General features: G+C 38.6%; 19 protein-coding genes. 5 read left to right on the top strand and 14 right to left on the bottom strand.

The window, feature by feature from the left end; translation table 11 throughout:
• Positions 1–17: 17 nt before the first annotated feature.
• On the bottom strand, positions 18–2,882 hold the full coding sequence (locus ABXG98_RS16480; RefSeq protein ID WP_353539796.1) for a serine/threonine protein kinase: 2,865 nt from the start codon (positions 2,880–2,882) through the stop codon (positions 18–20).
• Positions 2,883–3,035: 153 nt separating this feature from the next.
• On the opposite strand from ABXG98_RS16480, the gene ABXG98_RS16475 reads away from it, so the two are divergent.
• Both ABXG98_RS16475 and ABXG98_RS16470 read left to right on the top strand, forming a co-directional pair.
• Complete coding sequence (locus ABXG98_RS16475; protein ID WP_353539795.1) at positions 3,036–3,341, top strand: hypothetical protein; 306 nt, start codon at positions 3,036–3,038, stop codon at positions 3,339–3,341.
• A 302-nt stretch (positions 3,342–3,643) separates the two neighbouring features.
• Entirely contained in the window at positions 3,644–4,243 is a 600-nt protein-coding gene (locus ABXG98_RS16470; RefSeq protein WP_353539794.1) for a Yip1 family protein, read from the top strand.
• Between the two features lie 65 nt (positions 4,244–4,308).
• Here ABXG98_RS16470 and purF read toward each other — a convergent pair whose 3' ends face one another.
• The 10 genes from purF to fabB all read right to left on the bottom strand — a co-directional run bounded on the left by purF (position 4,309) and on the right by fabB (position 18,261).
• Positions 4,309–5,826 carry an amidophosphoribosyltransferase gene (gene purF, locus ABXG98_RS16465; RefSeq protein WP_353539793.1) on the bottom strand — a complete coding sequence of 506 codons (1,518 nt, stop codon included), beginning with the start codon at positions 5,824–5,826 and terminating at the stop codon, positions 4,309–4,311.
• A gap of 47 nt (positions 5,827–5,873) precedes the next feature.
• Entirely contained in the window at positions 5,874–6,356 is a 483-nt protein-coding gene (locus tag ABXG98_RS16460; RefSeq protein ID WP_353539792.1) for a CvpA family protein, read from the bottom strand.
• A gap of 82 nt (positions 6,357–6,438) precedes the next feature.
• A complete protein-coding gene (locus tag ABXG98_RS16455; RefSeq protein WP_353539791.1) occupies positions 6,439–7,107 on the bottom strand; it encodes an SPOR domain-containing protein in 669 nt (222 codons plus the stop codon).
• A gap of 29 nt (positions 7,108–7,136) precedes the next feature.
• A complete protein-coding gene (gene folC / locus ABXG98_RS16450) occupies positions 7,137–8,612 on the bottom strand; it encodes a bifunctional tetrahydrofolate synthase/dihydrofolate synthase (RefSeq protein WP_353539790.1) in 1,476 nt (491 codons plus the stop codon).
• A 70-nt stretch (positions 8,613–8,682) separates the two neighbouring features.
• Entirely contained in the window at positions 8,683–9,537 is an 855-nt protein-coding gene (gene accD, locus ABXG98_RS16445) for an acetyl-CoA carboxylase, carboxyltransferase subunit beta (RefSeq protein WP_353539789.1), read from the bottom strand.
• A gap of 163 nt (positions 9,538–9,700) precedes the next feature.
• Complete coding sequence (gene truA, locus ABXG98_RS16440) at positions 9,701–10,483, bottom strand: tRNA pseudouridine(38-40) synthase TruA (protein ID WP_353539788.1); 783 nt, start codon at positions 10,481–10,483, stop codon at positions 9,701–9,703.
• A gap of 106 nt (positions 10,484–10,589) precedes the next feature.
• The gene (locus tag ABXG98_RS16435) at positions 10,590–14,363 is read right to left on the bottom strand and encodes a FimV/HubP family polar landmark protein (protein ID WP_353539787.1); all 3,774 of its coding nucleotides are present in this window, start codon (positions 14,361–14,363) and stop codon (positions 10,590–10,592) included.
• A gap of 345 nt (positions 14,364–14,708) precedes the next feature.
• Entirely contained in the window at positions 14,709–15,728 is a 1,020-nt protein-coding gene (locus tag ABXG98_RS16430; protein WP_353539786.1) for an aspartate-semialdehyde dehydrogenase, read from the bottom strand.
• 42 nt (positions 15,729–15,770) lie between these two features.
• Positions 15,771–16,901: a 4-phosphoerythronate dehydrogenase gene (locus ABXG98_RS16425; RefSeq protein WP_353539855.1), complete on the bottom strand. Its 1,131-nt coding sequence runs from the start codon at positions 16,899–16,901 to the stop codon at positions 15,771–15,773.
• Between the two features lie 145 nt (positions 16,902–17,046).
• Complete coding sequence (gene fabB, locus ABXG98_RS16420; RefSeq protein ID WP_353539785.1) at positions 17,047–18,261, bottom strand: beta-ketoacyl-ACP synthase I; 1,215 nt, start codon at positions 18,259–18,261, stop codon at positions 17,047–17,049.
• A 274-nt stretch (positions 18,262–18,535) separates the two neighbouring features.
• Here fabB and mnmC point away from each other — a divergent pair, with 274 nt between their 5' ends.
• Positions 18,536–20,581, top strand: a complete 2,046-nt coding sequence (gene mnmC / locus ABXG98_RS16415) for a bifunctional tRNA (5-methylaminomethyl-2-thiouridine)(34)-methyltransferase MnmC2/FAD-dependent 5-carboxymethylaminomethyl-2-thiouridine(34) oxidoreductase MnmC1 (RefSeq protein WP_353539784.1) — start codon at positions 18,536–18,538, stop codon at positions 20,579–20,581.
• Here mnmC and ABXG98_RS16410 read toward each other — a convergent pair.
• Positions 20,578–20,856 carry a YfcL family protein gene (locus ABXG98_RS16410; RefSeq protein WP_353539783.1) on the bottom strand — a complete coding sequence of 93 codons (279 nt, stop codon included), beginning with the start codon at positions 20,854–20,856 and terminating at the stop codon, positions 20,578–20,580. The two genes, mnmC and ABXG98_RS16410, sit on opposite strands and share 4 nt — an antisense overlap.
• A 235-nt stretch (positions 20,857–21,091) precedes the next feature.
• Between ABXG98_RS16410 and ABXG98_RS16405 the strand changes: the two genes are divergently transcribed.
• Entirely contained in the window at positions 21,092–21,457 is a 366-nt protein-coding gene (locus ABXG98_RS16405) for a MaoP family protein (protein WP_353539782.1), read from the top strand.
• 74 nt (positions 21,458–21,531) lie between these two features.
• Here the strand turns inward: ABXG98_RS16405 and ABXG98_RS16400 are convergent, their stop codons facing one another.
• Positions 21,532–22,278, bottom strand: a complete 747-nt coding sequence (locus tag ABXG98_RS16400; protein ID WP_353539781.1) for a hypothetical protein — start codon at positions 22,276–22,278, stop codon at positions 21,532–21,534.
• Positions 22,279–22,422: 144 nt separating this feature from the next.
• Between ABXG98_RS16400 and ABXG98_RS16395 the strand changes: the two genes are divergently transcribed.
• On the top strand, positions 22,423–23,136 hold the full coding sequence (locus tag ABXG98_RS16395) for a cupin domain-containing protein (protein WP_353539780.1): 714 nt from the start codon (positions 22,423–22,425) through the stop codon (positions 23,134–23,136).
• Between the two features lie 41 nt (positions 23,137–23,177).
• Here the strand turns inward: ABXG98_RS16395 and ABXG98_RS16390 are convergent, their stop codons facing one another.
• The gene (locus ABXG98_RS16390) at positions 23,178–24,554 is read right to left on the bottom strand and encodes a sigma 54-interacting transcriptional regulator (RefSeq protein WP_353539779.1); all 1,377 of its coding nucleotides are present in this window, start codon (positions 24,552–24,554) and stop codon (positions 23,178–23,180) included.
• Positions 24,555–24,557 lie beyond the last annotated feature (3 nt).

Genomic DNA, 24,557 nt, shown 5'->3' with positions numbered 1-24,557 from the left:
AAGAAAAACTTCACATATTAAAAATAATATTGTGTTGATAAACGATCTACGTGTTCAGCCAACCATGATTTAGCCGGAAATTGTAGTTCAACCATAGGTTTTGCCTCAGCAAAAATCTGCTTAGCTAGCGCCTTATTGCCTTGAAGATAAGCTAATTCACTTTTTAGCACTAGTAATTCAGCGAGGTTACCATTGTTAAGAGGTAATGAAAGACGACTAAGAATGACTTCTGCCGCCATTATTTCGGTGTTTGCTTTACTCGGCTGATTAGCATTCAAATATATTCGCGCTCTTTGTAACAACTGAAAAAACAAATAATGCGAGTGTCTCTTCTCACGAGAACTGTAGGCACTAGGTTGTAAATTGTTCATATACTTTACTGCATTGTCAGTATCGCCAGCAACACTCAAAAACCAGGCGTAGTGAAGTTTGGTGGTATAATCAAGTTCGCCTGCTGAAACTGAATTCATTTTAGCTTCAATTTCAGAAATCCTAGTGTTAATTATATTATCTGACTTGGCATAGGTGGCAACTTTTTTGGTTATTTCTACTACATTCCCAATTGGTCTTGAGTTTAATAATTCCTCTTTTAAACTATTTTTATATAATAATCTTATAGCATCAAAGGGGACAAAATTAAAATAATCAATATAATCATACAAATACAAAGAAACTACAAAGTTAAAACCTGATATATCTTGAGCCAAAAGATCATTAATCGTAAAGGATGCGTTTTGAAATAATTTATATTGGCCAGTCATTAATAAGTTATCTAGATAAAGACAACTCCATATTGATAATTGAGAACTATCTTTATTAATGAATTGCTTGGCCTGCTTAATATAATAAAAAGCTTTCATCGGCTGTTCGAGCTCAGTTACTAGAAATAGAACAAAATAAACTCTAATAGTTTTAGGATGCTTATCACCCAAACTTTGTTGATAGAGCTTAAGCGCACGTAGTGCTAATTTTTCAGCGGGTATAGTGCCGGCAAGTTCATAAGTTAGTCTAGCTTGCCATAAGGTGTATTCCGCTCTTCGCACTACATCATCTAAAGGTATAAGGCGTATACTCTTTTGCAACCTTTCTAATCCTTTTATTAGTATAGGTTTATGAATATGATTAAACTTATCATCTTCGATGCCAAAAAAAGTAACATCCCTTCCTCCCGACAATCGATAAAAATCATTTTTTACTTGTGTTAAAGTAATATCAAGCTGCTGCTCTTTACTTAACTGCTCAATAAAGTGGCTGCTAATATAACGGATCAGCTGTTGCTCTTTGGCAACAAATTCATCATCATCTTTTGTTTCCATTGCTTTAAATCTAAGGTATTCCAAATAAAAAATAGCATGCTCTACCGTTGCTGGTTGCTGCGTATTAATAAAAGGGAAAATTTTCTCTAAATGCTGGGTGCCTAAGGGTGCATAAGCAACCGTGGTTCGGTACATTTTCGCTAAGCCAGTTCCAGCTTTAATGACTAAACTCTTATCCGCAAGTGCTCGAGTGCTATTGATAGTATCAATATATATTTGTTCGGCTAGCGCTTCTTTACTCTGGCTTAATAAGGTCTCTGCTAGTATTAATGCAATTCTAGATTTAACGGTAATATCAGCATTAATATCTTTAGTTAAAATCTGATAAGCATTTTCTAAAAATGTGACTGCAGATAAGTTATTCGACTTTAATTTTTCTCGATGACTTAAACGTAAGATGTCTTCAACGCCACTCACTACGGCATCTGACTGGGATTTTTCTTGCGCTATTTGTGCATTTTGTTGTAGCAGTTGAGTAATAAAAAAGACGGATGCAAATAAAAACACTAAAACAAAGCTAAAAAGATAAGGATGTCTTACCAAACAGAGTTTTTGCCAGCGATACCAACGTGAACACGCAAATGCCGTTGGTATTTTTTTTCGCTGAAAGCGAACAACATCATTACAAAGTAAATCTACTGAAGTATAGCGTTGACAAGGGGCTAAGCTGATCGCTTTATTGACGATAGATTGTAACTCTTTACAGTCATTACGATTGCAATTTTCACAAAAGCGCTTAACAATTAAATGCAATATTTTGCCAAGGGCATATACATCTGTTAAAACGCTGGCAGCTGCTCCTTGCAATTGTTCTGGTGCAGCAAATTCTTTGGTCATCGCTGTTAAATAGTCGATTAAAATGGGTGAGTTTTTAGACTCACGACTATCAAATAGTCGTGACACCCCAAAATCCAATACTTTGACTTGCTGGTACTGATCGACCAAAATATTTTCAGGTTTAAGATCGGCATGAACGACTTGATGCTGGTGCGCATGTTGAACAGCACTGCACAAATCTACAAATACCCTAAGCGCCCCAGTCAATTCTGTGCTTGTTTGTGCAATATAGGCGTTAAAATCAACCCCTTCAATATACTCCATTATAATAAAGTTTAAACCTGACTCACTGACGCCAGCATCAAACACCTTGCCAATGTTGGGATGATTTAAACGCGCCATGTAACTGGCTTCGCGAATCAGCGGCTGCTTGCCAATCAGCTCATCAAAGTAGTTATGTATAATTTTAATGGCAACTTTTTGTTCAAACTTTTTATCCAGTCGTTCAGCTAGGTAAACACTGCCCATGCCCCCTTGTCCTAGTAACTCAACTATTGTAAAAGCATTAATAGTAACGCCGATTAATTGCTCATTAAACTCGCTCACAGAGCTTTGCCCCAATGCAGACCAAGTAACATTGCCATTGTCAGATGAGTTCAATTCGTCATTCGCTAACATCGACTTAACTTGAGCCAATAATGCTTTGTCACCTTTACAAGCGCTTTTAAGAAAATCATCCCTAGCAGACTTTTCAATAGCTAACGCATCACAAAACAGTTGATAGAGCATAATTAAACACTATTAAATTAATAAGTTAATAGCTAAATTATATACCAAACACGGTAACTGAAAAATGCTTTTCTTCATTTTTAAAATCACCCTATGTTAAACCGCTAATAATTGAGATACTAGTGCTACCTATTAGCACAAAGCACTTAAATCATGACTAAGTTTTCTAATAATAATTCTCCAGTTAATAAAGACGCAAAGCAGTTAATTAAACGCCACCAACAACTAACCCACACTGAAAATATTAAGGTTACTTCTCATGTTCAACGTGAAAGTGATGATTGGTTTCTCAATACTTTAATGCTTGAAGGCGTTGATGTTGCCTTTAAATACAAAAGAAAAAAGATGTATAAAAGCATACAAGGACAGCGAGTAAATATAACTTACTACCCAGAGAATGAAAGCATCGCCGGATTTACCATAGAAACGATGAAAGTTGTTCGGGTCAAAGTTGCTTAACTAACCTCGTGATTACAATTATCGATAAAACATTAGCAACAAAGCTAAATGGTAATGATTTTTGTTTTTATACTATTTAGCACTAAGTAAAAGCACCAATATGCATTATAAATATAAAAAGAGGTTTTTTTTCGCTTTTTTCGTTGCTTTTTCAATCAGCTCTTGACGAATGCTCTGCCATCTCTCATAAATAGGATATCGACAATAAAAAATACTCATGTCGAACGTTCATTTAGCAAATAACAATAAATAATTTTATCACACTGTTAAATGATTAATTGGGGACTGTAAGAGGAGTTATTATGATTTTAAATCATATCTGGGGGCTGTATGCTCATCCAAAAGATGAATGGCAAACAATTGAGAAACGTCATGAAAGCTTAATGTATAGTTTGATGCATATTTTAGTCGTGTCATTAATACCTGCAATTTGTGGATATTATGCGGCGGCTCATATCGGCTGGACTATAGGAGCTGGAGACCCAATAAAAATTAGCCAAAATAGTGCTCAGCTAATGGCAATTGCAATGTATTTCGCTTTAGTATTTGGTGTGTTTGCCCTTGCCTATTTAATTCAATGGATGGCAAAAACATTTGACTCAACACCTAGTTTTGTTCAATCGTTAGAGCTTGCTGCTTATACAGCAACACCTATGCTAATGGTTGGTGTGGCTGCTTTATTTCCTGTGCTTTGGTTTGTGACCTTAGCAGGACTTGGCGCGGTTTGTTATTCAGTGTATTTATTATATTCTGGCGTACCAATTATGATGAATATTCCTGAAGATAGAGGCTTTATTTACGCTAGCTCAGTTGTTACCTGTGGCCTAGTATTATTGGTGGGCATAATGGCATTTAGTGCGGTAATGTGGACCTTGGGATTTGGCCCTGAGTACTTATCATAAGCACTTTTAACCTCAAGCAGTAGTTAAGCTGTTCGCCACTGCTTGAGGTTTATGTCAGTAACTATTTATTCTGCGCCTTCATTGTGCATATCAATAATTGAGTCTGCATTTTTGTCTGAGTTTTCTTTGCTCGTATTATTTCTCAAAGCATCTAGCCTTTCTAGGTAAGAATTATCAATATCATTGGTAATATAATCACCGTCAAATACTGAAGTATCAAAGCGCTTTATTTCAGGGTTACCTGATTGTACCGCCGCAACCAAATCTTCAATCGATTGAAAAATTAATTTATCAGCACCTATCAAATCACACACGTCATCAACATCACGACCATGGGCAATCAGTTCATTGGCGCTCGGCATATCAATACCATACACATTAGGAAAACGCACTTCAGGTGCAGCAGAAGCAAAATAAACTTTGTTTGCTCCTGACGCACGAGCCATATCGATTATTTGCTCAGAAGTCGTTCCTCGAACAATCGAGTCATCAACTAATAGTACATTTTTGCCTTTAAACTCAGCGCTTATAGCATTAAGTTTTTGACGTACGGATTTTTTACGCTGCTCTTGGCCTGGCATAATAAACGTACGACCGATATAGCGGTTTTTTACAAACCCTTGGCGATAAGGGATATTTAATTGCTTGGCAATTTGTAATGCAATATCGCACGAGGTTTCAGGAATTGGGATAACAACATCTATATCGACATCTTCCCATTCTTTGGCTATTTTTTCACCTAACTTAGTACCTAATTCTACCCGTGAAGCATACACAGACATTTTATCTATGGTTGAATCTGGTCGTGCAAAATAAACAAATTCAAAAACACAAGGAGTATAGGTTGGGTTTTCAGCACATTGTCTACTGTGAATTTGACCATTTTCAGAAAAGAATATGGCTTCACCCGGCGCTACATCACGGACAAATTCAAATGAACAAGCATCGAGTGCTACAGACTCAGAGGCTATCATGTATTCAATACCATGCTCAGTTTCTCGCTTACCAAAAGCTAATGGTCGAATACCGTTAGGATCTCTAAAGGCAACCATACCATAGCCAATAATCAGTGCTACAGTGGCATAAGCACCACGGACACGTTTATGAACATTGGCTACCGATTTAAAAACATCATCGGGTGTTAAGGTGGTATTTTCAGACTGTTGTAATTCATGGCCTAGAATATTTAATAACAATTCAGAATCTGAAGTGGTATTAACATGCCTGCGAGCTTCAGTATTTAACCATTGCTTTAACTCATCAGCATTGGTTAAATTACCATTATGAGCTAACGAGATGCCATAGGGTGAGTTAGCATAAAACGGCTGCGCTTCTGATGAACTCGACGTACCGGCTGTAGGATAACGAACATGGCCAATACCAATATTGCCTTGTAAACGCAACATATGGCGAGTATGGAAAACATCTTTGACTAAACCATTGCCTTTTCTTAGACGAAAGGTGTTGTCATGAATAGTAACAATACCGGCTGCATCTTGTCCGCGATGCTGTAACACGGTTAATCCGTCATACAAATATTGATTAACCGGGGTTTTACCGACAATACCAACAATACCACACATGAATTTTACTCCGCTTCGAACTTAGTTAATAACATCAATAGTTAATGTTACGTTAGAAAACTTGATGATTGCTTGAAATACTCAAAAAACCATTCAACAACCAACCTAAATTCAGGTATTAGTTGTGAATTTTTCCACCAATCACTTTGTGCAACACCAGTGAATGCATCCATAAAGAATAGCACAGCACTGGCAATTAATACGCCGCGTAACGCCCCAAACACTAACCCTAATATACGGTCAGTGCCTGAGAGCCCAGTTTTACTAACTAGTTGCCCGATAAGGTAATTAATTAACGCCCCAATAATTAGGGTAGCGATAAATAAAATCGAGCTTGCAGCGGCATTTCGTAAGAATTGATCGGAAATATTGGTTAGAAGAGTGGCTAGATTGGCATAAAAAGTACTGGCAATAAAAAATGCGCTGACCCAAATAATGAGTGATACAGCTTCTTTTGCGAAACCTCGTACCAAACTAATTAGTGTTGATACACCTATTACTGCCAAAATGGCATAATCTATCCAAACCATAATTTAAGTTTCTCATTGATTAGAGGCGCGCATTCTACCAGAATCAAATTATAAATGCCTTTTTTATTTTTATAAACTCAGGTTATTTTGTTGGCTGAAAACGTGCAATTTTCCCTTGAACATTGGTTAATGTTTTCAATGCGGGAAGCTTTTTTACTAAAGAGGCTTGAATGAGTTCTGGCCCAACAAAGACTTTGGTAAGCGTGCCTTGTTTGGTTTTTATCGGCTTGGTAAAAACACTATAACCGTTACGTTTTAATTTTGTGACTAATTCTGCGACGTTGGTTTGATGCTTAAAGCTCCCCAACTGAATAACCCACGCCTTTTTATTAGCCGCTTTAGTCGGTTGTTGTCCTAACACGGGCTTGTCGATAGCGCTTTTTTTTGTTGTTTCAGCGATATTAGTGACAATCTTTGTAGCTTTAGTCGCAGGTGTCACCTTAGTTTTTTCGCTGTTATTTATTTTGGCTTGATTTGCCTCAAACGCGGTTTGACTGGTTTGCTCCTTGGTGAATAACTGCGCATCTTGAGGTTGTTCATTTTCAACGGCTACTTGCTCTTTACGGACTAACTTTTGTTGTGGAAATGGCTTATCGATAACTTTTCCAGTAAAGGTGGGTGCTTGAGGAATTGCATCAAATTCAGTTTGATTCGATTTTTTCTTGCCATCAAGTAAGTCAGGTAAAAAAATGATCACCGCGGCTGCGACGATAACGGTACCTACAAGGCGATTTTGTAATGGTGTAGACAAACGATACTCCAAGTAACTATAGGTGTTTTTTAAATTAGTAGCTTTCTTATTTCGGCGACAGTAAAAAAAGAGCCAAAAACAAGAATTAAGTCAGTCGATTGAGCTTGGTTACTAGCCATTTTAAATGCCTGAGAGATATTGTCAAAACAATTGATAGATTGAGCAAAAGGAGCCAAGTTTGAGGTCATTTGCTCAATGTTAGCCGCTCTGGGGACATCTAACGAAGCAATATACCATTGGTCAATGATATCTGTTAAAGGTAAGAGCGTATTAGCAATATCTTTATCAGCTAGCATAGCAACTACAGCTATAATTCTGGTATATGTTTTTTGCTGACAACATTGGGTTATTTTTTTGGCTAAATAACGCCCCGCATGAGGGTTATGTGCAACATCAAGCATGACATCACATGGACACGAAATATTTCTAGCGTGCAACGTCTCACGAGAAAACAACTCAGTTCTTCCGGCAACTTTCGTTTTTTCAATTAAAGCGTTGACCTTATCGGTAGTTAACTTAACCCCTAACTGTTTTAAGGCCATTAATGCTGTGGCAACATTATCTTGTGGAATATGGGTAGGCACCAAATCAGTCAGTTGAAATTCAGTTGCCCCAGCTGCGTTATCAACACAGTGCCATTGCCAAAGTTGCTGTTCACTTGTGTTTTTTGAGCTTAAATAAAAATCTTTATTTCGTACCTTGATTTTATTGATAGCAGAATGATTATCCCTATTAGTCTGTGCTCGGCTTTGCTTGTCAGAGTTAGCATGGCGATTTTTATCAGTGTAAGTTGAGCTAGAGTCATTGCAGATAGCTTCATTAATTTGTTGTGCATGGCTTAACATTGATTGTGGCGGAGCCAGATCACCGATAATAATATGCTGATCGGCACGCATAATACCGGCTTTTTCAAAACCAATACTTTCCCTATCATCACCAAGAAAGGCTTGGTGATCTAAATCAATACTGGTGATAATAGCCACATCTGCATCGATGATATTGGTTGCATCAAGACGCCCACCTAAGCCTACTTCTAAAATGATAACGTCAGGCTTAACCGCCATCATGACTAAAAAGGCCGCTAACGTAGTATATTCATAATAACTCAGGGATATTTCTGCCCTAGCCTGTTCTATTTGTTCAAAAGCAGCAATAAAGGCTTCATCGTCAACATCACACTTATTAATGCGCAATCGCTCATTAAAATGCTCAATATGCGGAGACGAGTATACGGCTACTTGTTGTAAAGTATTAGCGTTATCATGATCTTTGATGGTTTCAGCCAATAATGCATGCTCTAAAAAAGCGCAAGTGGTTCCTTTACCATTTGTGCCTGCAACTGTAATAACTTGTGCAAAACTCAAATCAATAGCTAAACGTTGAGCTACTTGGCTGATCCTTGATAAGCCCAAATCAATTTCAAAAGAGTGGATCGTTTCTAAATAACAAAGCCACTCACTAAGACTATGAAAGTCTTTCGAGTGGCTTTTGGTTTCTTTTAGCATAAGTTAATATCTTTACAACTTAATTTCTTTATAACTTAATATCTTAACAAACAGTGGGTAAGAGCTGGTATTACAACGGGCTCACTTGCCCCATAAATTTAGCCAGTACACGGGCCAAAGTTTCACGCATATTTCGGCGATCAACAATCAAGTCAATCGCACCTTTTTCTAGTAAAAATTCACTGCGTTGAAAACCTTCAGGTAACTTTTCACGAACGGTTTGCTCAATAACTCGAGGACCAGCGAAACCAATCAGCGCTTTGGGCTCAGCCACGTTAATATCGCCTAGCATAGCAAGACTTGCTGAAACACCACCCATAGTCGGGTCGGTTAAAACTGAAATATAAGGTAATCCTTTTTCACTCATTTTAGCCAATGCAGCACTGGTTTTAGCCATTTGCATTAGTGAAAACAAGGCTTCTTGCATACGTGCTCCACCACTTGCCGAAAAACAAACGAACGGCAAGTTGTGCTCTAAACAATACTCAACACCAGCAACAAAGCGTGCACCAACAACGGAAGCCATAGAGCCCCCTAAAAAAGAAAATTCAAAGGCTGCTGCAACAATTGGCATGCCATGAAGTTCTCCTTTCATTACCACTAATGCGTCTTTCTCACCCGTATTTTTGCGGGCAGCAGAGAGTCTGTCTTTATAACGTTTTGAATCTTTAAATTTCAAAATATCTTGAGCTTCAAACTCTTCGCCTAATTCTTGACGGTTATCAGGGTCAAGAAAGCTATCAATACGTTTGCGCGCACTAATACGCATATGATGGTCACATTTTGGACAAACTGATATTTGTCTATCTAATTCAACCTTATAAAGTACAGCATTACATGAAGTACACTTGCTCCAAACGCCTTCAGGAATATTACGTTTTTGGGTAGATTTTGCTTTTGGGAGAATTTTTTCAATCCAGCTCATAATTTTATTTTTGCCTATTGCAACGAATATAAATCAACTTTTTAGAGGAAATACACTCATAAAAAGCTAAGTAGAATGTGATAATAAATATAACCGAGAATTAAACCATACTTTAGCCTATGTTTTATATAAAAAACTGGTCTGTTTTGTAAAAAATAAAGTATTAACTTAAGAAAAGTGGCCCAAAAGGCCGCTTCGGCAATAAAAATTGGTCGGGGTAATCGACTTCAACAAAGTACAAGCCCTCTGGTGGAGCCGTTTCTCCTGCCAAACAACGGTTTTTATGCGCAAGTATTTCTTTAATCCAGCAAGTGTTTTCTTGCGATTGGCCTACACGCATCAAACTGCCAACAATATTTCTTACCATATGATGCAAAAACGCATTCGCTTTAACATCAACAATTATATACTCGCCTTGGCGAGTTATATCACAATGATAAATAGTACGAACTGGAGAATGTGATTGACAATGCACGGTACGAAATGAAGTAAAGTCGTGTTTACCAACAAGGTGTTGTGCCCCTTGGTGCATTAATTTCTCATCTAAGGGGTAGTGATAATGACTAATACCCGCACTCAAAATAGCAGGTCTTAGCCGGTTATTATAAATGATATAACGATATCGCCTTGCCGTAGCACTGAAGCGCGCATGAAAATCATCACTAACGGATTTAACCCAGGTAACCGCTATATCATTGGGCAAATATGTATTAACACCTAGGGTCCAAGAGACATCTTTACGTGTTTGACTGGTATCAAAATGGACAACTTGATTGGTAGCATTCACCCCTGTATCTGTGCGGCCAGCACAAATAATCTCTATTGGCTCATTGGCAATTTTCGATAGCGCTTGTTCAACTTTTTGTTGAACACCAACAACATTTTTTTGTCTTTGCCAACCACAATAATTCTTACCATCGTATTCGATGCCTAACGCATAACGCATGCAAACCTCTTAATACATTGCTCTAGTACCTTAACCCACTTACGTTTAAGGACTAAAAAAGTGCTGCATTATCTATTATTTTACCCTACGATGCCAATGCTGTTTATTACGATGGGCGTAAAAATTCATTTAAGAGTGTTCTTGCTTCAGCTTGCTGGTTGTGATCTCCTAGCTTGGCCACTTCCTTTAAAATCACCTGGGCATTATCTTCATCACCAATTTCTAAATACACTTTAGCTAAATCTAACTTGGCTGCAACCGCATTCTCATCAGCATCAACATCGACATGGTTAACATCATCAGTAAATTCAGGAAAATCATTTAAACCAACATCTATGTCTGTTTTTTCATAGGGTTCTTCTAAACTGACTTGCTCTTGACTATCAGAAAGTAGTGAGTCAACTGAAACAAACTCTTTTTCTGAGTCAACAGGCTCGCCCGTACCACTAGGTATAAACTCATTAGTTGCTGTTACATTATCAAAGTCATCCAAAGTGATTTCATCACCCACATCAAGGCTCTGATTAAAATCAACAGGTTGACCAGTTACATTAGACTCTTCTTCTATATTAGCTAAAAGCTCATCAAAATCTAAATTGTTGAGTTCTTGAATATCATTAATTTCATTTGCTTCTGTTACTTCATTATCCGCATCGCTATTCTCATCATTAAGCAGCGCAGCAAGAACATTTTGATCTGAAAAATCGGGTGATAGCTCGATTGCAGGCTCTGATGTCTCTAAAGGTGATTCTGCTGATGACTCTTCTTCATTTAGCAATTTAACAAGTGTATCTTCATCAAAAGCTTCATCAAACGCATCTGCTAATATCTCGTCTTCAAGTCCGCCCTGCTTCGCCTCAGTATCCGTTTCTTCTTGGGATTGCTCAACATCTGCAATGATTTCATCGATGTTAATATTTTCTTCGCTACTATCGACAGAATTACTTGTATCTAAGGGGGGAGGTTCATTCGAATTTTCTTCAATAGAATCTTGTTCAGAACTCAGTTCTTCTGCTTGGGGTTGTTCGACAACTTCCGCTGAGGCATTATTTTCTAGCGAGTCCTCACTCGATTGCGCTACCTCTGCAATCAGTTCATCTATATCAATTTCGTCTTCGCCAGTCTCATTATCACTCGGTCCTTGTTGCTGAGTTGAGTCATCTTCGGATAACGAAGTGGCTGAGTTGTTAGCTAAAATATCACTAAAATCTGTTGATAGTAGTGGTGAGACATATTCCTCTGTTAAGTTTTCAATTTTTGCTAGGTTTTCGCTATCATCAGCTTGTGCAAACTCATCTTGCATATCGTTGAGTACACTGGCGGCCAATTCATCTTCACTTGCTAGCGCATCACTCGCAGCAGGATCTTCTATATCCATGGTTGCTAGTAGTGCGTCGATATCATCAGGATCGGTGATTTCGACTGGGCTATCTTCCACTATTGCCATATCTTCAGTCGAGGTTTCAGCTGCTTCAATATTCATTGCATCTAATAGCGCGTCAATATCATCTGGATCAGTGATTTCTGTTTGCGTATCTGCTGCTGGCTCAGGCGTTGGCTCTGGCTTAGGTTCTGGTTTAGGCTCTGGTTCAGCCTTTGCAGCAGGCGCTTCATCAGTATTCATTGCATCTAATAGCGCATCAATATCATCTGGATCCGTGATTTCTGTTTGCGTATCTGCTGCTGGCTCTGGCTTAGGTTCAGGTTTAGACTCTGGTTCAGCCTTTGCAGCAGGTGCTTCATCAATATTCATTGAATCTAATAGCGCATCAATATCATTTGGATCCGTGATTTCTGTTTGCGCATCTGCTGCTGGCTCAGGTTCAGCCTTTGCAGCAGGTGCTTCATCAATATTCATTGAATCTAATAACGCATCAATATCATCTGGATCAGTGATTTCTGTTTGCGCATCTGCTGCTGGCTCAGGCGTTGGCTCTGGCTTTGCTTCTTGTTTAGGCTCAGGTTTAGCCTCTGGTTCAGCCTTTGCAGCAGGTGCTTCATCAATATTCATTGAATCTAATAACGCATCAATATCATCTGGATCTGTGATTTCTGTTTGCGCATCTGCTGCTGGCTCAGGTGTTGGCTCTGGCTTAGGTTCTGGCTTAGGTTCTGGTTTAGGCTCAGGTTTAGCCTCTGGTTCAGCCTTTGCAGCAGGTGCTTCATCAATATTCATTGAATCTAATAGCGCATCAATATCATCTGGATCCGTGATTTCTGTTTGCGCATCTGCTGCTGGCTCAGGTATTGCAGGTGTATTAACTGAGTCAAATAAAGCGTCAATATCATCAGGATCCGAGATTTCAACTTGATCATCATCAGTTGATTCCTCCTGCGCTGCTTCTTCATTGGCATTAATCGAGTCTAGTAATGCATCAACATCATCAGGATCTGTCACTTCAGCATCGGCTGTTTCTTCTGCTGATTCATCTATTTTTAATTCATCAATATCTACTACTTCTTCATCGACTGCTGATAATAATGAATCCAGATCATCTTGATCTAACTCTGGCTCATCTTTATCATCGTCCTCAGCAGCAAGTTCATTTACTTCAGATAACAGTGAATCTAAATCATCTTGAGCAACTTCACCTGCGGCGAGCGCTTCATCCTCTACATCATTAAGCAGGTCATCCAAATCATCTTGGCCGACTTCACCACCGTCTAGTGCATCATTGTCTTCATCAAGTAAAATATCATCTAAATCATCAAGATCATCTAACGCGTCATCGTCACTTTCATCTAAGTGAATCACATCATCGTCATCTTCAAGCAAGTCTACGGATAAATCATCATCTAAAGAGAGTTCTTCGTCGACTGAAAGCTCTTCATCTTTTGATTCTTCGGTTGGTGCGGCTGATTTTTCAGTGTTGTCCTGAGCTTTGGTTTCAGAGGCCTTTTCTGGCGGTGTTTCAAGGGGTGCTTCTACTGATATCTCTGGTGTATTGGCAGCGGCTTTGCGTTTTCTATAAATTAGCGCAAAAATAAGCAATATTAGTACCGCAGGTAAAATAGCTAATAATGCGGTAAACCAAACGCTAGAAAAGATATTGTTTTTTTCAAGTTCAGCCTGTTGCTTAGCAAGTAACAACTCTTGTTCCCTTGCTTGTGCTTTGGCAAGTAACGTTTGTTGTAACTTGATCATATCATCCATTTGAGCTTTAATTTCTTCGCTCTTAGCCACTTCCTTTTGCATTACACCTAACTGACTATTAAATGATGATAAACGCTGACGTAATGCTTCATTCTCCTTTAAAATGGCTTGTAAACCATCAATAGAATCTGAAACATCTTTTTGAATACTTTCTAAACGAACTTGTTGTTTATTATCAATTTTTTCTAATTGATCATTTATTTCGACTTTGACAGTATCTAAGTCTTTTTTATTAACACTGTCGACAGGGGCTGAGTTCGAGGTTTTTCTTTTAGGTAATTTTTTTTGCCATGCTTCATCATCTTTTTGAGATTTTTGCTGAGCCACACTGTCATTAATCGACATCATGCGGTCAAACGATGGGATCTTTAAGTACTGTCCTTCCACCAGATGATTAAGGTTACCTTCAACAAAGGCATTTGGATTTGCTTGATACAAGGCTTGCATCACTTGATAAACAGTTAAACGACTGTCAGGGCGAACCGTTAACGCGATTTTCCATAGGGTATCCCGCGTATTGATTGGACCATAGCGCTCATAGGGAAAAACATCGCTACTTTTAGGGCCTCGCATGCGTACGCCACGCTCTTGAACAGGAGTTTCTTGGGCAAACGCCGGCAAACTAATACTTATAACGCTTAGCGAAATAATACCAGTAGTAAGCATGCTAGCTATTGATATGCTAAGAACAACCTGCCGTAGGCACAGGCGTAATAATTTTTGCATCAAAGTTCCCTAATTATTATTTTTTTACAAAATTAGCTAATTGTCAGTTATTTGACAAAATTAAGATGAAAGATAACGGCACAAATCATTATAAGTTAAAGCAAAATTCATTCCACCTTTAACTCTCTCAGCTTACACAGACTGCTAGACGACCAGTAAATCATACCAAATTCAAAAAAAATATCTCAATTTTTTACACGTTAAAAACAAAAAACTCGCAATTAACACTAGTTATCTAATGTTAACGGCGAGTTTGATATTTTCTTAAGTAGTGCTAGTGAGTTTTTTATTTTAAAATTCAACTATATTAGCAATACTGAAATGACGGCTGAATTAAGCTAAAGCCTAGTTTAAATACTCTTTTATTAATAGCTCAGCAATTTGTACACTATTTGTTGCCGCTCCTTTGCGAACATTATCGGCAACAATCCACATGTTAATACCGCAGTTATGGCTAATATCTTCACGAATACGGCCAACATAAGTCTCATCTTTACCGCTAGCATCGCCAATTTGAGTTGGGAAATCTTCGTCGTTATGACAAACAACAATTCCCGGAGCCTGTGCAAGCAGTGCTTTAACTTCTTCAGCAGAAATAGGAGCATTAGTTTCAATATGCAACGCTTCACCATGGCCAAAAAATACCGGAACACGTACAGCAGTTGGGTTAACTAATACATTGTCGTCACCTAATATTTTTTTAGTTTCCCACACCATTTTCATTTCTTCTTTGGTATAACCGTTATCAAGAAAAACATCAATTTGAGGAATAACATTAAAGGCAATTTGGCGAGAAAAGTTTTTCGTCTCAACCGGCTTACCACTTAGTAGATCAGCTGTTTGTTTTGCTAACTCATCCATGGCTGCTTTACCACCGCCAGAAACTGATTGATAGGTAGATACATTTACGCGACTAATTCCCACGGCATCATAAATAGGCTTTAATGCCACCATCATTTGAATGGTAGAACAGTTTGGGTTAGCAATAATATTACGATTACGGTATTCAGACAGTGCCTGTGGATTAACTTCTGGCACAACAAGCGGAATATCATCGTCATATCGAAATTCTGAGGTATTATCAACGACAATACAACCTGCATCGCCTGCAATTGGTGCATATTTAGCTGACGTTGCGCCACCTGCTGAAAAGAAACCAATTTGTGCGAGGCTCCAATCAAAGTTGTCAGCATCAAGTACTTCAATGCTTTCACCATTAAAGTCAATAAACTCACCTGCCGAGCGAGCGCTTGCTAATGGGTATAATTTATTAATTGGGAAATCTCGTTGCTCTAGAATTTCAATAATGGTTTTGCCAACTAACCCAGTTGCGCCAAGTATGCATACGTCAAATTTCTGTGCCATGTTCCTCTCTCTTTTATGTGATATTTGTATTACACGTAAAACCTAAGCTTTACTAAAACCTAAGCGATGTGGCACATCACTTAGGGCGTTGGATAACAAGGTTACCTGCACCGCTGAAAATTCCCGTCGGATTGGGTAATTTTTTCTCAGGTTATCAAAACCCTGCACTGATAATTGTTGACGAAATATTGCATCGTCTCTTCTAACATCGTAAACCAATTTAACTAACTGGTTTAGTACTATTTGATTAAATTCTTGAGTTAATTCTAGCTTAGATATACTGGCTATGGGCAAAAGATCAACCAACTTAGTTTTTGGTTCAATTTTACTATGGCAACATAGTGCCTGATAAAGCATTTCAGTGCCACGAGATTTTCCTTCTAAGCTATAACCAGCAATGTGTGCAGTTGCTATTTCGGTATGCTCAATCAGAGGCATTAACACCTCAGGCTCACCTTCCCAAACGTCAAGCACAACTTTTAAACCATGACCTTGCTGCTTTAGAGCTAATAGCGCTTGATTATCAATAACTTCACCGCGACAGGCACTGATTAATATTTGTTTAGCTGTTAACTTATTTAATCGAGTTTTATCAAGCAAGTGGTAGGTTGGGTGCTGCCCATCCAACACCTTTGGTACATGTAACGAAATGACATCACAATTAAGTGCTTCATCTAATGAAACAAACGCTCGATTATCATTGGGATCTTGCTCAAGGATCGGATCACAAATTTTGTATTTTATACCTAATGCGGTTAGTTTCTCACTTAAACGCGTTCCGGTATTACCACCACCAACAATGCCAACACTCAGTTGATTTAACTCAAGTAAATAACGTTCAGCTAAAATAACTAAGCTGCTAATTACGTATTCGGCAACAGAAATTGCATTACAGCCGGGTGCTGAATGAAAAGCAATATTACGTTTAGCAAGATAATCATTATCTATATGATCCGTACCTATGGTAGCTGTGCCAACAAAACTAATCTTACTATTATCTTTTAGGAGTGATTCATTCACTTTTGTAATCGAGCGCACCAATAATACATCAGCATCACGAACCTGATGTGCAGTTAACTCTCGGCCAGAAAATGGGATTAATTCATCGGCTTCACAAAAGCCGCTAAAAAAATCTTTGGCATAAGGCATATTTTCGTCAAAAAGTATTTTCATCAAGAAGAGAGACTAAAGAATTAAAAGGGCATTATAGAATGGTTTGTTGCTGTGCGGCTAGAAAAAACAATGCCATATTAAGCTTAATATGGCATTAGGTTTATCTGAGATTACACAAATTAAGGGAATACCTCCCTATTTCATATTAACCTTGATATTTTTTCATCACTAGCGTTGCATTGGTGCCACCAAAGCCAAAACTATTCGACATTACCAAGTTCAATTTTGCGTCACGTTTTTCAGTAACAATATCTAGGCCTTGTGCTTGCTCATCTAAATTGTCAACGTTAATTGACGGAGCAACAAAGTTGTTTTCCATCATTAAAATTGAATAGATGGCTTCATGCACACCAGCAGCGCCTAGCGCATGACCCGTCATCGCCTTAGTTGCGCTGATCGCTGGAGATTTTTCACCAAATAATTCTTGAATAGCACCAAGCTCTTTAACATCGCCAACCGGCGTTGAAGTGCCATGAGTATTTAGATAATCTACTTCGCCGTCAACACCCGCCATCGCTTGCTGCATACAGCGTACAGCACCTTCACCACTAGGAGCTACCATATCGTACCCGTCAGACGTTGCGCCATAACCAACAATTTCAGCGTAAATATGTGCACCACGCGCTAGGGCATGCTCAAGCTCTTCAACCACAACCATACCGCCACCACCAGAGATAACAAAACCATCTCGATCAGCGTCATAAGTTCGTGACGCTAGTTCTGGTGTGTCATTGCGACCCGCAGAAAGAGCTCCCATACCATCAAACATCATTGCCAAAGACCAATCAACTTCTTCGCCACCGCCTGCAAAAACTACATCTTGTTTACCAAGCTGAATAAGCTCCATAGCATGACCAATACAGTGAGCGCTGGTTGCACAAGCAGAGCTAATAGAATAATTCACACCTTTGATTTTAAACGGTGTTGCTAAACAAGCGGAAACCGTGCTCGACATCGTTTTTGGCACCGCGTACGGACCAACACGGCGAATACCACGATTGCGTAATGTATCACTTGAAGCAACAATATTTGCTGAAGATGCACCACCTGAGCCGGCTACAATGCCCGTTCTAACATCAGAAACTTGCGCTTCGGTCAACTTAGCATCGTTAATGGCTTGATCCATAGCAATGTAAGCATAACCTGCAGCATCACCCATAAAACGAAGCGCTTTGCGATCAATGTGATCTTTGATATCAAGATCTGGCTTACCCCAAACATTACTTTTCAAACCTTGCTCAGCAAAGCTTTCTGAATAAGTTATACCTGACTTTCCCGTTTCTAATGAAGCTAAAACTTCTTCTGCATTGTTACCAATGCTCGATACAATACCGATACCTGTGATGACTACACGTTTCATTTAAACAACCATTATTTTGTTAAATTAAATATAAAATTTTAAATTGGGGCTATGATACTTGATAAACCCTCCTGAACTGGTATTACTAGTATATATTTAAATATACTCCAGCTTTAACACACTCCAGCGTACACTTGTACGCTATAATATATAGTTACTAAAAGAAAATCTACGTTCTTTACATAATAATAATCAATAAACATGCAATAACACTGATCTAAAGTAAATTTTAACGTAAAATAATACTACCTAGTAATCATTAAGCTACATTTCTTTGAAAAACTCCGTAATTACAGTCCCTAAACTACGTTTCAAGCAAGATGGAACCCCTATTTCTGAGCAATTTAACGACATTTACTTTGATAGTGAATCTGGCTACCAACAAAGTGAACAAGTGTTTATTCGTGGTAATAACCTTTACCAAAGGTTAGCCCAATCTAGCAAACATTTTATTATTGGTGAAACCGGGTTTGGTACTGGGCTTAATTTTCTATTGACCTTACAAGCGTACCAAAAATTAATAGCAAACGCTCCTAATGATACGAATACTACTGTTGAATTTATCAGCATTGAAAAATATCCCTTAACCAAAATGCAACTGTGTAAATCGCTAAAAGCACTCCCTCAGTTGCAACATTATGCTGATTTGCTTTTAGCGCAGTATCCTGAGTTTGTATCTGGCAATAAAGTACTTAATGAATATAGCTTGAGTTTTTTTAATAACCAAGTCAGGCTAAAAATTATTATTGATGATGCCGCAGCTGGGCTTGCCAAAATACCGTCTGAAAAATCAGGGGTAATGGATGCTTGGTACCTTGATGGCTTTGCTCCTGCAAAAAATCCAGCAATGTGGACTGACCTACTATTTCAACACATTGGACGTTTGTCTAAACAACAAGCAACAATTGCTACATTTACCGTCGCTGGTTTTGTCAAACGTCAGCTGCAAAAGGTAGGCTTTCGAACTAAGAAAATATCTTGTCTGGGTAATAAAAATGAAATGCTAATGGGTATTTTCCAACAAGACCCGTTTTCAAATAAAGGCTATCAACAGCGGCCAAAAATCATTAAGCCACAACAGGTCAGTATTATTGGGGGTGGCATAGCATCGGCTTGCGCGGCATTAGCATTGACTAAAAAAGGAATTAAAGTCACCTTATATTGTAAAGACAACTCACTTGCACAAGGTGCATCAAGTAACGCTATTGGCGCCTTATATCCCTTACTTCACCAACAAGCCGATGATATCAGTCTTTTTTATCAGCAAGCTTTTTGGCGTGCTAGAGCGCTATATGATGAAATAATAGAGCAAGGCTTTTCATTTTCGCATCAATGGTGTGGATTATTAGATATCGCTTACAAAGAAAGTATTGTTAACCAACATAAAAAATTCAGTGAATTAGCACCTTGGCCTTCGGCGTTGATTCATCACATCGATGCCAACAAAGCCAGTGAAGTGGCTAATATAGATTTACCTTATGGTGGTTTATTTATACCCAATGCAGGTTGGTTATCACCACAAGGTGCGGTTAAACAACTAGTAAATGCTGCTAAAACAACGGGTAAGCTCCGTATTGAACATAATACTCTAGTCACTAAGATTAAAAGAATTAATACCGAGGTACCAGCAAATAGTCATCATAAAAATTGGTTATTAAGTACCAACAAAGGTGAATTATCCGCAAATGTGGTTGTTGTTTGTGGCGGCGCAGACATGATTGATTTTGATTGGGTCAATCAGCTGCCTTTTAGCTCAGTGCAAGGGCAAGTGACCAGTATGAAAAGCAATGAGCATATTGGTAAACTTGCTACCGTTCTTTGCCATAAAGGCTATTTAACTCCTAGCCACAAACAAATACATTGTATTGGTGCTACCTTTAACAAAAACAGCAAGCGTGTTTCCCCCTGCCCAAAAGAAGATCAATTCAATCTTGAGATGTTATCAACTTGTTTACCCGAGTTGGCACAAGACATTAATTGGAATACACCTGACATTGCCACCAGTAAATCTAGGTTAAGGTGTATGACCCCCGATCATTTACCCGTCGTTGGGCCAATGCCCGATATTGAACAGCATATAAAGCAGTACCCACATTTAGCAAAAGATAAAAACTGGAAATATTCACAACCAGCCCCCGTTATTGACAATTTGTATCTAATGATGGGCTTTGGCGCACGTGGTTTGTGTTCAGCACCGCTAGCAGCAGATATTTTAGCGGCAGACTTATGTGGCAGCCCTTATCCTGTTGACAATACAATGCTGTTTAATTTAAGCCCTAATCGCTTTATTATTAGAGATATGGTTAAACGAAAACGTTAACTTACCCAGTCTATTTTTTTCTGCAAACTTAGCCAAAAATTTTGCACTATCACTTGATCTTGTGGGCTCAACTCTATTTTAGCCTTTGCTAGCTTTTCACTGATGTTATCAACTAATAAAGCCGTGATCATCTGTTGTTCATCTCCCTGATCAGATGCGGCTAACGCAATAAAGCCACGTACATAACTACTCGCAAATAAGGTATCACTGTCAACATCTTGCTCAAACAAGCTATCTAAGTACTGATAAAGCCCACTGATATTATTTTTTTCCATTGGCATACTACTGGTTCGTTTATTAATAATAAGTTGTATTATACCAAGCCTATTGCATTTGTCCTCAGTCAACAACTGGTTTATTAACACATAATTTGGGGTTTGAGATTGCTGAAACCTTCAATCTTCAACTGATTTATTTTATACTTTTTTTATCTTAATTTTATATTGATTTTTAATTGTATTTACGATAAAAATTCGCTAATTATATTTGTTGATTTTTTTGGGAAATATTATGAGTACAACTAACCATTCTTTAGAGAGTTTCCAAACAAGCCGTAAGTTTTATGATGATGTTAACTACCCACGGGGGATAAGTCGTTCAGGGGACTATTCTTTAAAAGAGGTCTCGCTGTTAGAAAATCACGGCGTTGCATTCTTGGCATTAGCTGATGGTAAAAGAACGCCAATAAATGATATTGAAACTCAGTTTTTAAAAGTGTGTCAAGGAGAGCTATCACCAACAACCGCAGAAGAAAAAACTTGGGTAAAATATAAAAATAAAACCTTAACCCCAAAACAATTTCATACCTTGTTCGGTAGAAGTAAAGTGGAAGTAGACCCTGAAGTTGAAACCGAGCCTGATGATCTAGAAGATTAGTAGTTTATTATTGAACTAACGGCTCAAGGCCCCCCTTAAGCCGTTAGTTACGTGCTTCTCAATATTATCACTTACTAAAAACGATAGCCGACCCCTAAAGCAATGACAGGGTACGCTTTAAAACCTGAGATATCGTCTGCTAAATTTTGCTCTTCTGCTCGAATATTCTCATTTAGCTCTTGGACTAACGGATTACTAGTATCTGAGACATCAAACACCTGATAGCTGCCATTTGCATAAACTTGGGCAGAGCCACTGGCATCAATTTGCACTTGCGGCTCACCGGCTAATAATACCCCAACTTCAACAGAGAACATCCACCCCGAGGGCATAGCGTTACCCCAGCCTAAACCTAAATACCCTGCGCTACTTTTTCCTAAATCAACATTAGCATCAACCCGTAACGGATTATCTGGGTTGGAGAAATACTCTACGTTACCGATATCATAACTTTGCTCGCCAGCATCAGTTGCTGTACCAGTAAGTTGGTTGGCATTAGAATAAATCCCCCCCGTCACCCGAAAGTTACCCGCAAAAGGACGCCAATCTAGTAATAACCCTTGAGTAGATAGCTCTAATTCTCCAACATAGCTTATATCATCTTCTTCAAAATCATCATCATAGTTATATCCATTGGCTTGTAAACGCACATTAAAACGATTATTGATTCGATAATCTAACTCTATTCCTGCACCTAAGGTACTGCCTTTTAAACTCAACCCTAGCTCATTATCAGCAACGGCAGTTGCGCTTAAACAAGTTAAACTAACAAGGGTGATCATTAATCCTGTACTATATATATTAGCGCGTACTTTCTGCATATTAATTCCTTCCATCGAATTATTAATCATATTTTGAAGAGTGTCTTTTGATAAGCATAGGATATAATAAACTGCACGCCAAGAATAAAGTGCAAAGTTTGATCTAGACGTAATATTAAACAAACAACCTGTACTAGAGCACAAATGACAATTATTAAATTAGATCTCAACCCTATTGGGTGTAAAGAAGTATCCAATAAACACAAAACTCAATTATCAGAACATACCTCTACAGAGCAAGGTAATCATTGCTATTACCAAGATAAAACGCTTGGTTTAACTATCGGTGATTGGGATAGCGTCGGCGGTTTAGCCTTAGCAACATCTCAAGCGATTGACCAGTTTATAATTATTATAGAAGGCACTGCTGAAATTAAAAACAACAAAACGGGTGAGGTCGAAATCGTATCAGCAGAAAACAGTTTGGTTATTCCTCAAGGCTATGACTATCAGTGGCAACAAAGCGACTATTTGCGTAAGTTTTACCTGATTTACGAGCCTCCCATGCAAGACATACCTGCAACACCTGTATGCGAACATGTCATACGTATTGATGATCAGCATGCCATGCCTTGGCAGGCAACCTCTGATGGCTTCAAGAAAAAGTTATTATATCAAAGCAAAAACCATAAATTTACAAGCGGCGTATGGCAAGGAAGTTCGTTTAAAACAGGGAGCATTACTTTCCCTTATAATGAGTTTATCTACATAAAACAAGGCTGTCTTATGTGTATTGACGAACAAGGTCTTGCGCATAAAATCAATGCTGGTGAAGCCTTATTTGTTCCACAAGGAGCACAGTGTTCATGGCATAGCGAAACTAGTATAACGCTCCACTTTGTGCAGATAAAACAGTAATCAAAGGCTCAACGATTAAAATTAAACCGCATTGAGCGATATTATAATTCTTCCCTAAACGCTTCAGCGGTTAAATGATGACGATTTAACAACTTGTAGAACTCAGTACGATTGCGTTGCGCTATCCTTGCCGCTTGAGACACATTTCCAGCCGTAAGTTTTAATAACTTGGCAAGATAATCACGCTCAAATTCATCTTTGGCTTGAGCAAAAGATGGCAATGGACTACTTTCATCTCGTAAAGCATTTTTAATCAAACTAGCAGCGATGATACTTTCTCTTGATAAAGCGACACTTTGTTCGACGACATTTTGTAGTTGCCTGATATTTCCCGGCCATGGCGCAGCAATAAGTACTTCCATCGCCTCTTGTGTGAATCCTTTAACATCAAGGCTTGCTTGTTGGTTACAATGATTAAGAAAATGCTGAGCGAGTAAAGGAATATCTTCACGGCGCTCTACCAGCGGCGGTAATTCAAGTTCTACCACATTTAAGCGATAATAAAGATCTTCTCTAAAGGTTTTGTCTTTGATCGCCTGTTGCAGGTTTTTATGGGTAGCTGAAATAATCCTCACATCAACTTTAACGGCCTTGGTACTTCCTACTGGGCGCACTTCTTTTTCTTGTAGTGCTCTTAATAGTTTTACCTGAAAACTCATGGGCATATCGCCCACTTCGTCTAAAAATAATGTGCCACCATCGCTCGCTTGAAATAGGCCTTGGTGGTTTTTTTCTGCTCCGGTAAATGCACCTTTAACATGACCAAATAACTCTGACTCTAATAATTGCTCTGAAATTGCCGCGCAGTTAATTGCCGTGAATGGTTTTTTAGCGCGTGGACTCGATTGATGGATAGCTTGAGCGAGTAACTCTTTACCGGTGCCGCTTTCGCTATGAATTAATAAACTAAAATCACTGCTAGCAACTTGTTTAGTTTGTTGCAATAGCGATTCCATAATAGCGCTGCGACTGATGATTTTTGCTCGCCACCGCTCTTGTTCATTGTTTTGGGTAGTATCAGCAGGCTGTAACCTCATTGCTTGTTCAACAACTTCCAGTAACTGTTGACTTTCAAAGGGCTTAGTTAAAAAGCTAAAAACGCCCTGTTTAGTGGCACTAATTGCATCAGGAATAGTACCGTGCGCGGTCATAATAATCACCGGTAGACTAGGCGACTGCTGACGAATTTGTTCAAATAACGCCATACCGTCCATCCCTTCCATACGCAAATCACTGATCACTAATTGCGGATGAAAGCTTTTTAACATGCCCAAGGCTATTTTAGCATTAGCCGCTGATTCAACTAAGTAGCCAGCAGCAGATAATCGAATACCAAGCAAACGTAATAAACTAGGGTCATCATCAACGATCAGAATTTTTTCTTGACTATTACAGGCTACCTGTTCAGATAATTTCATTGT

The organism is Colwellia sp. KU-HH00111, assembly GCF_040362745.1.
Classification (GTDB): Bacteria; Pseudomonadota; Gammaproteobacteria; order Enterobacterales; family Alteromonadaceae; genus Colwellia.
Note: the sequence above shows the minus strand (reverse complement) of the source record. Positions and strands in the feature narration are given on the sequence as shown.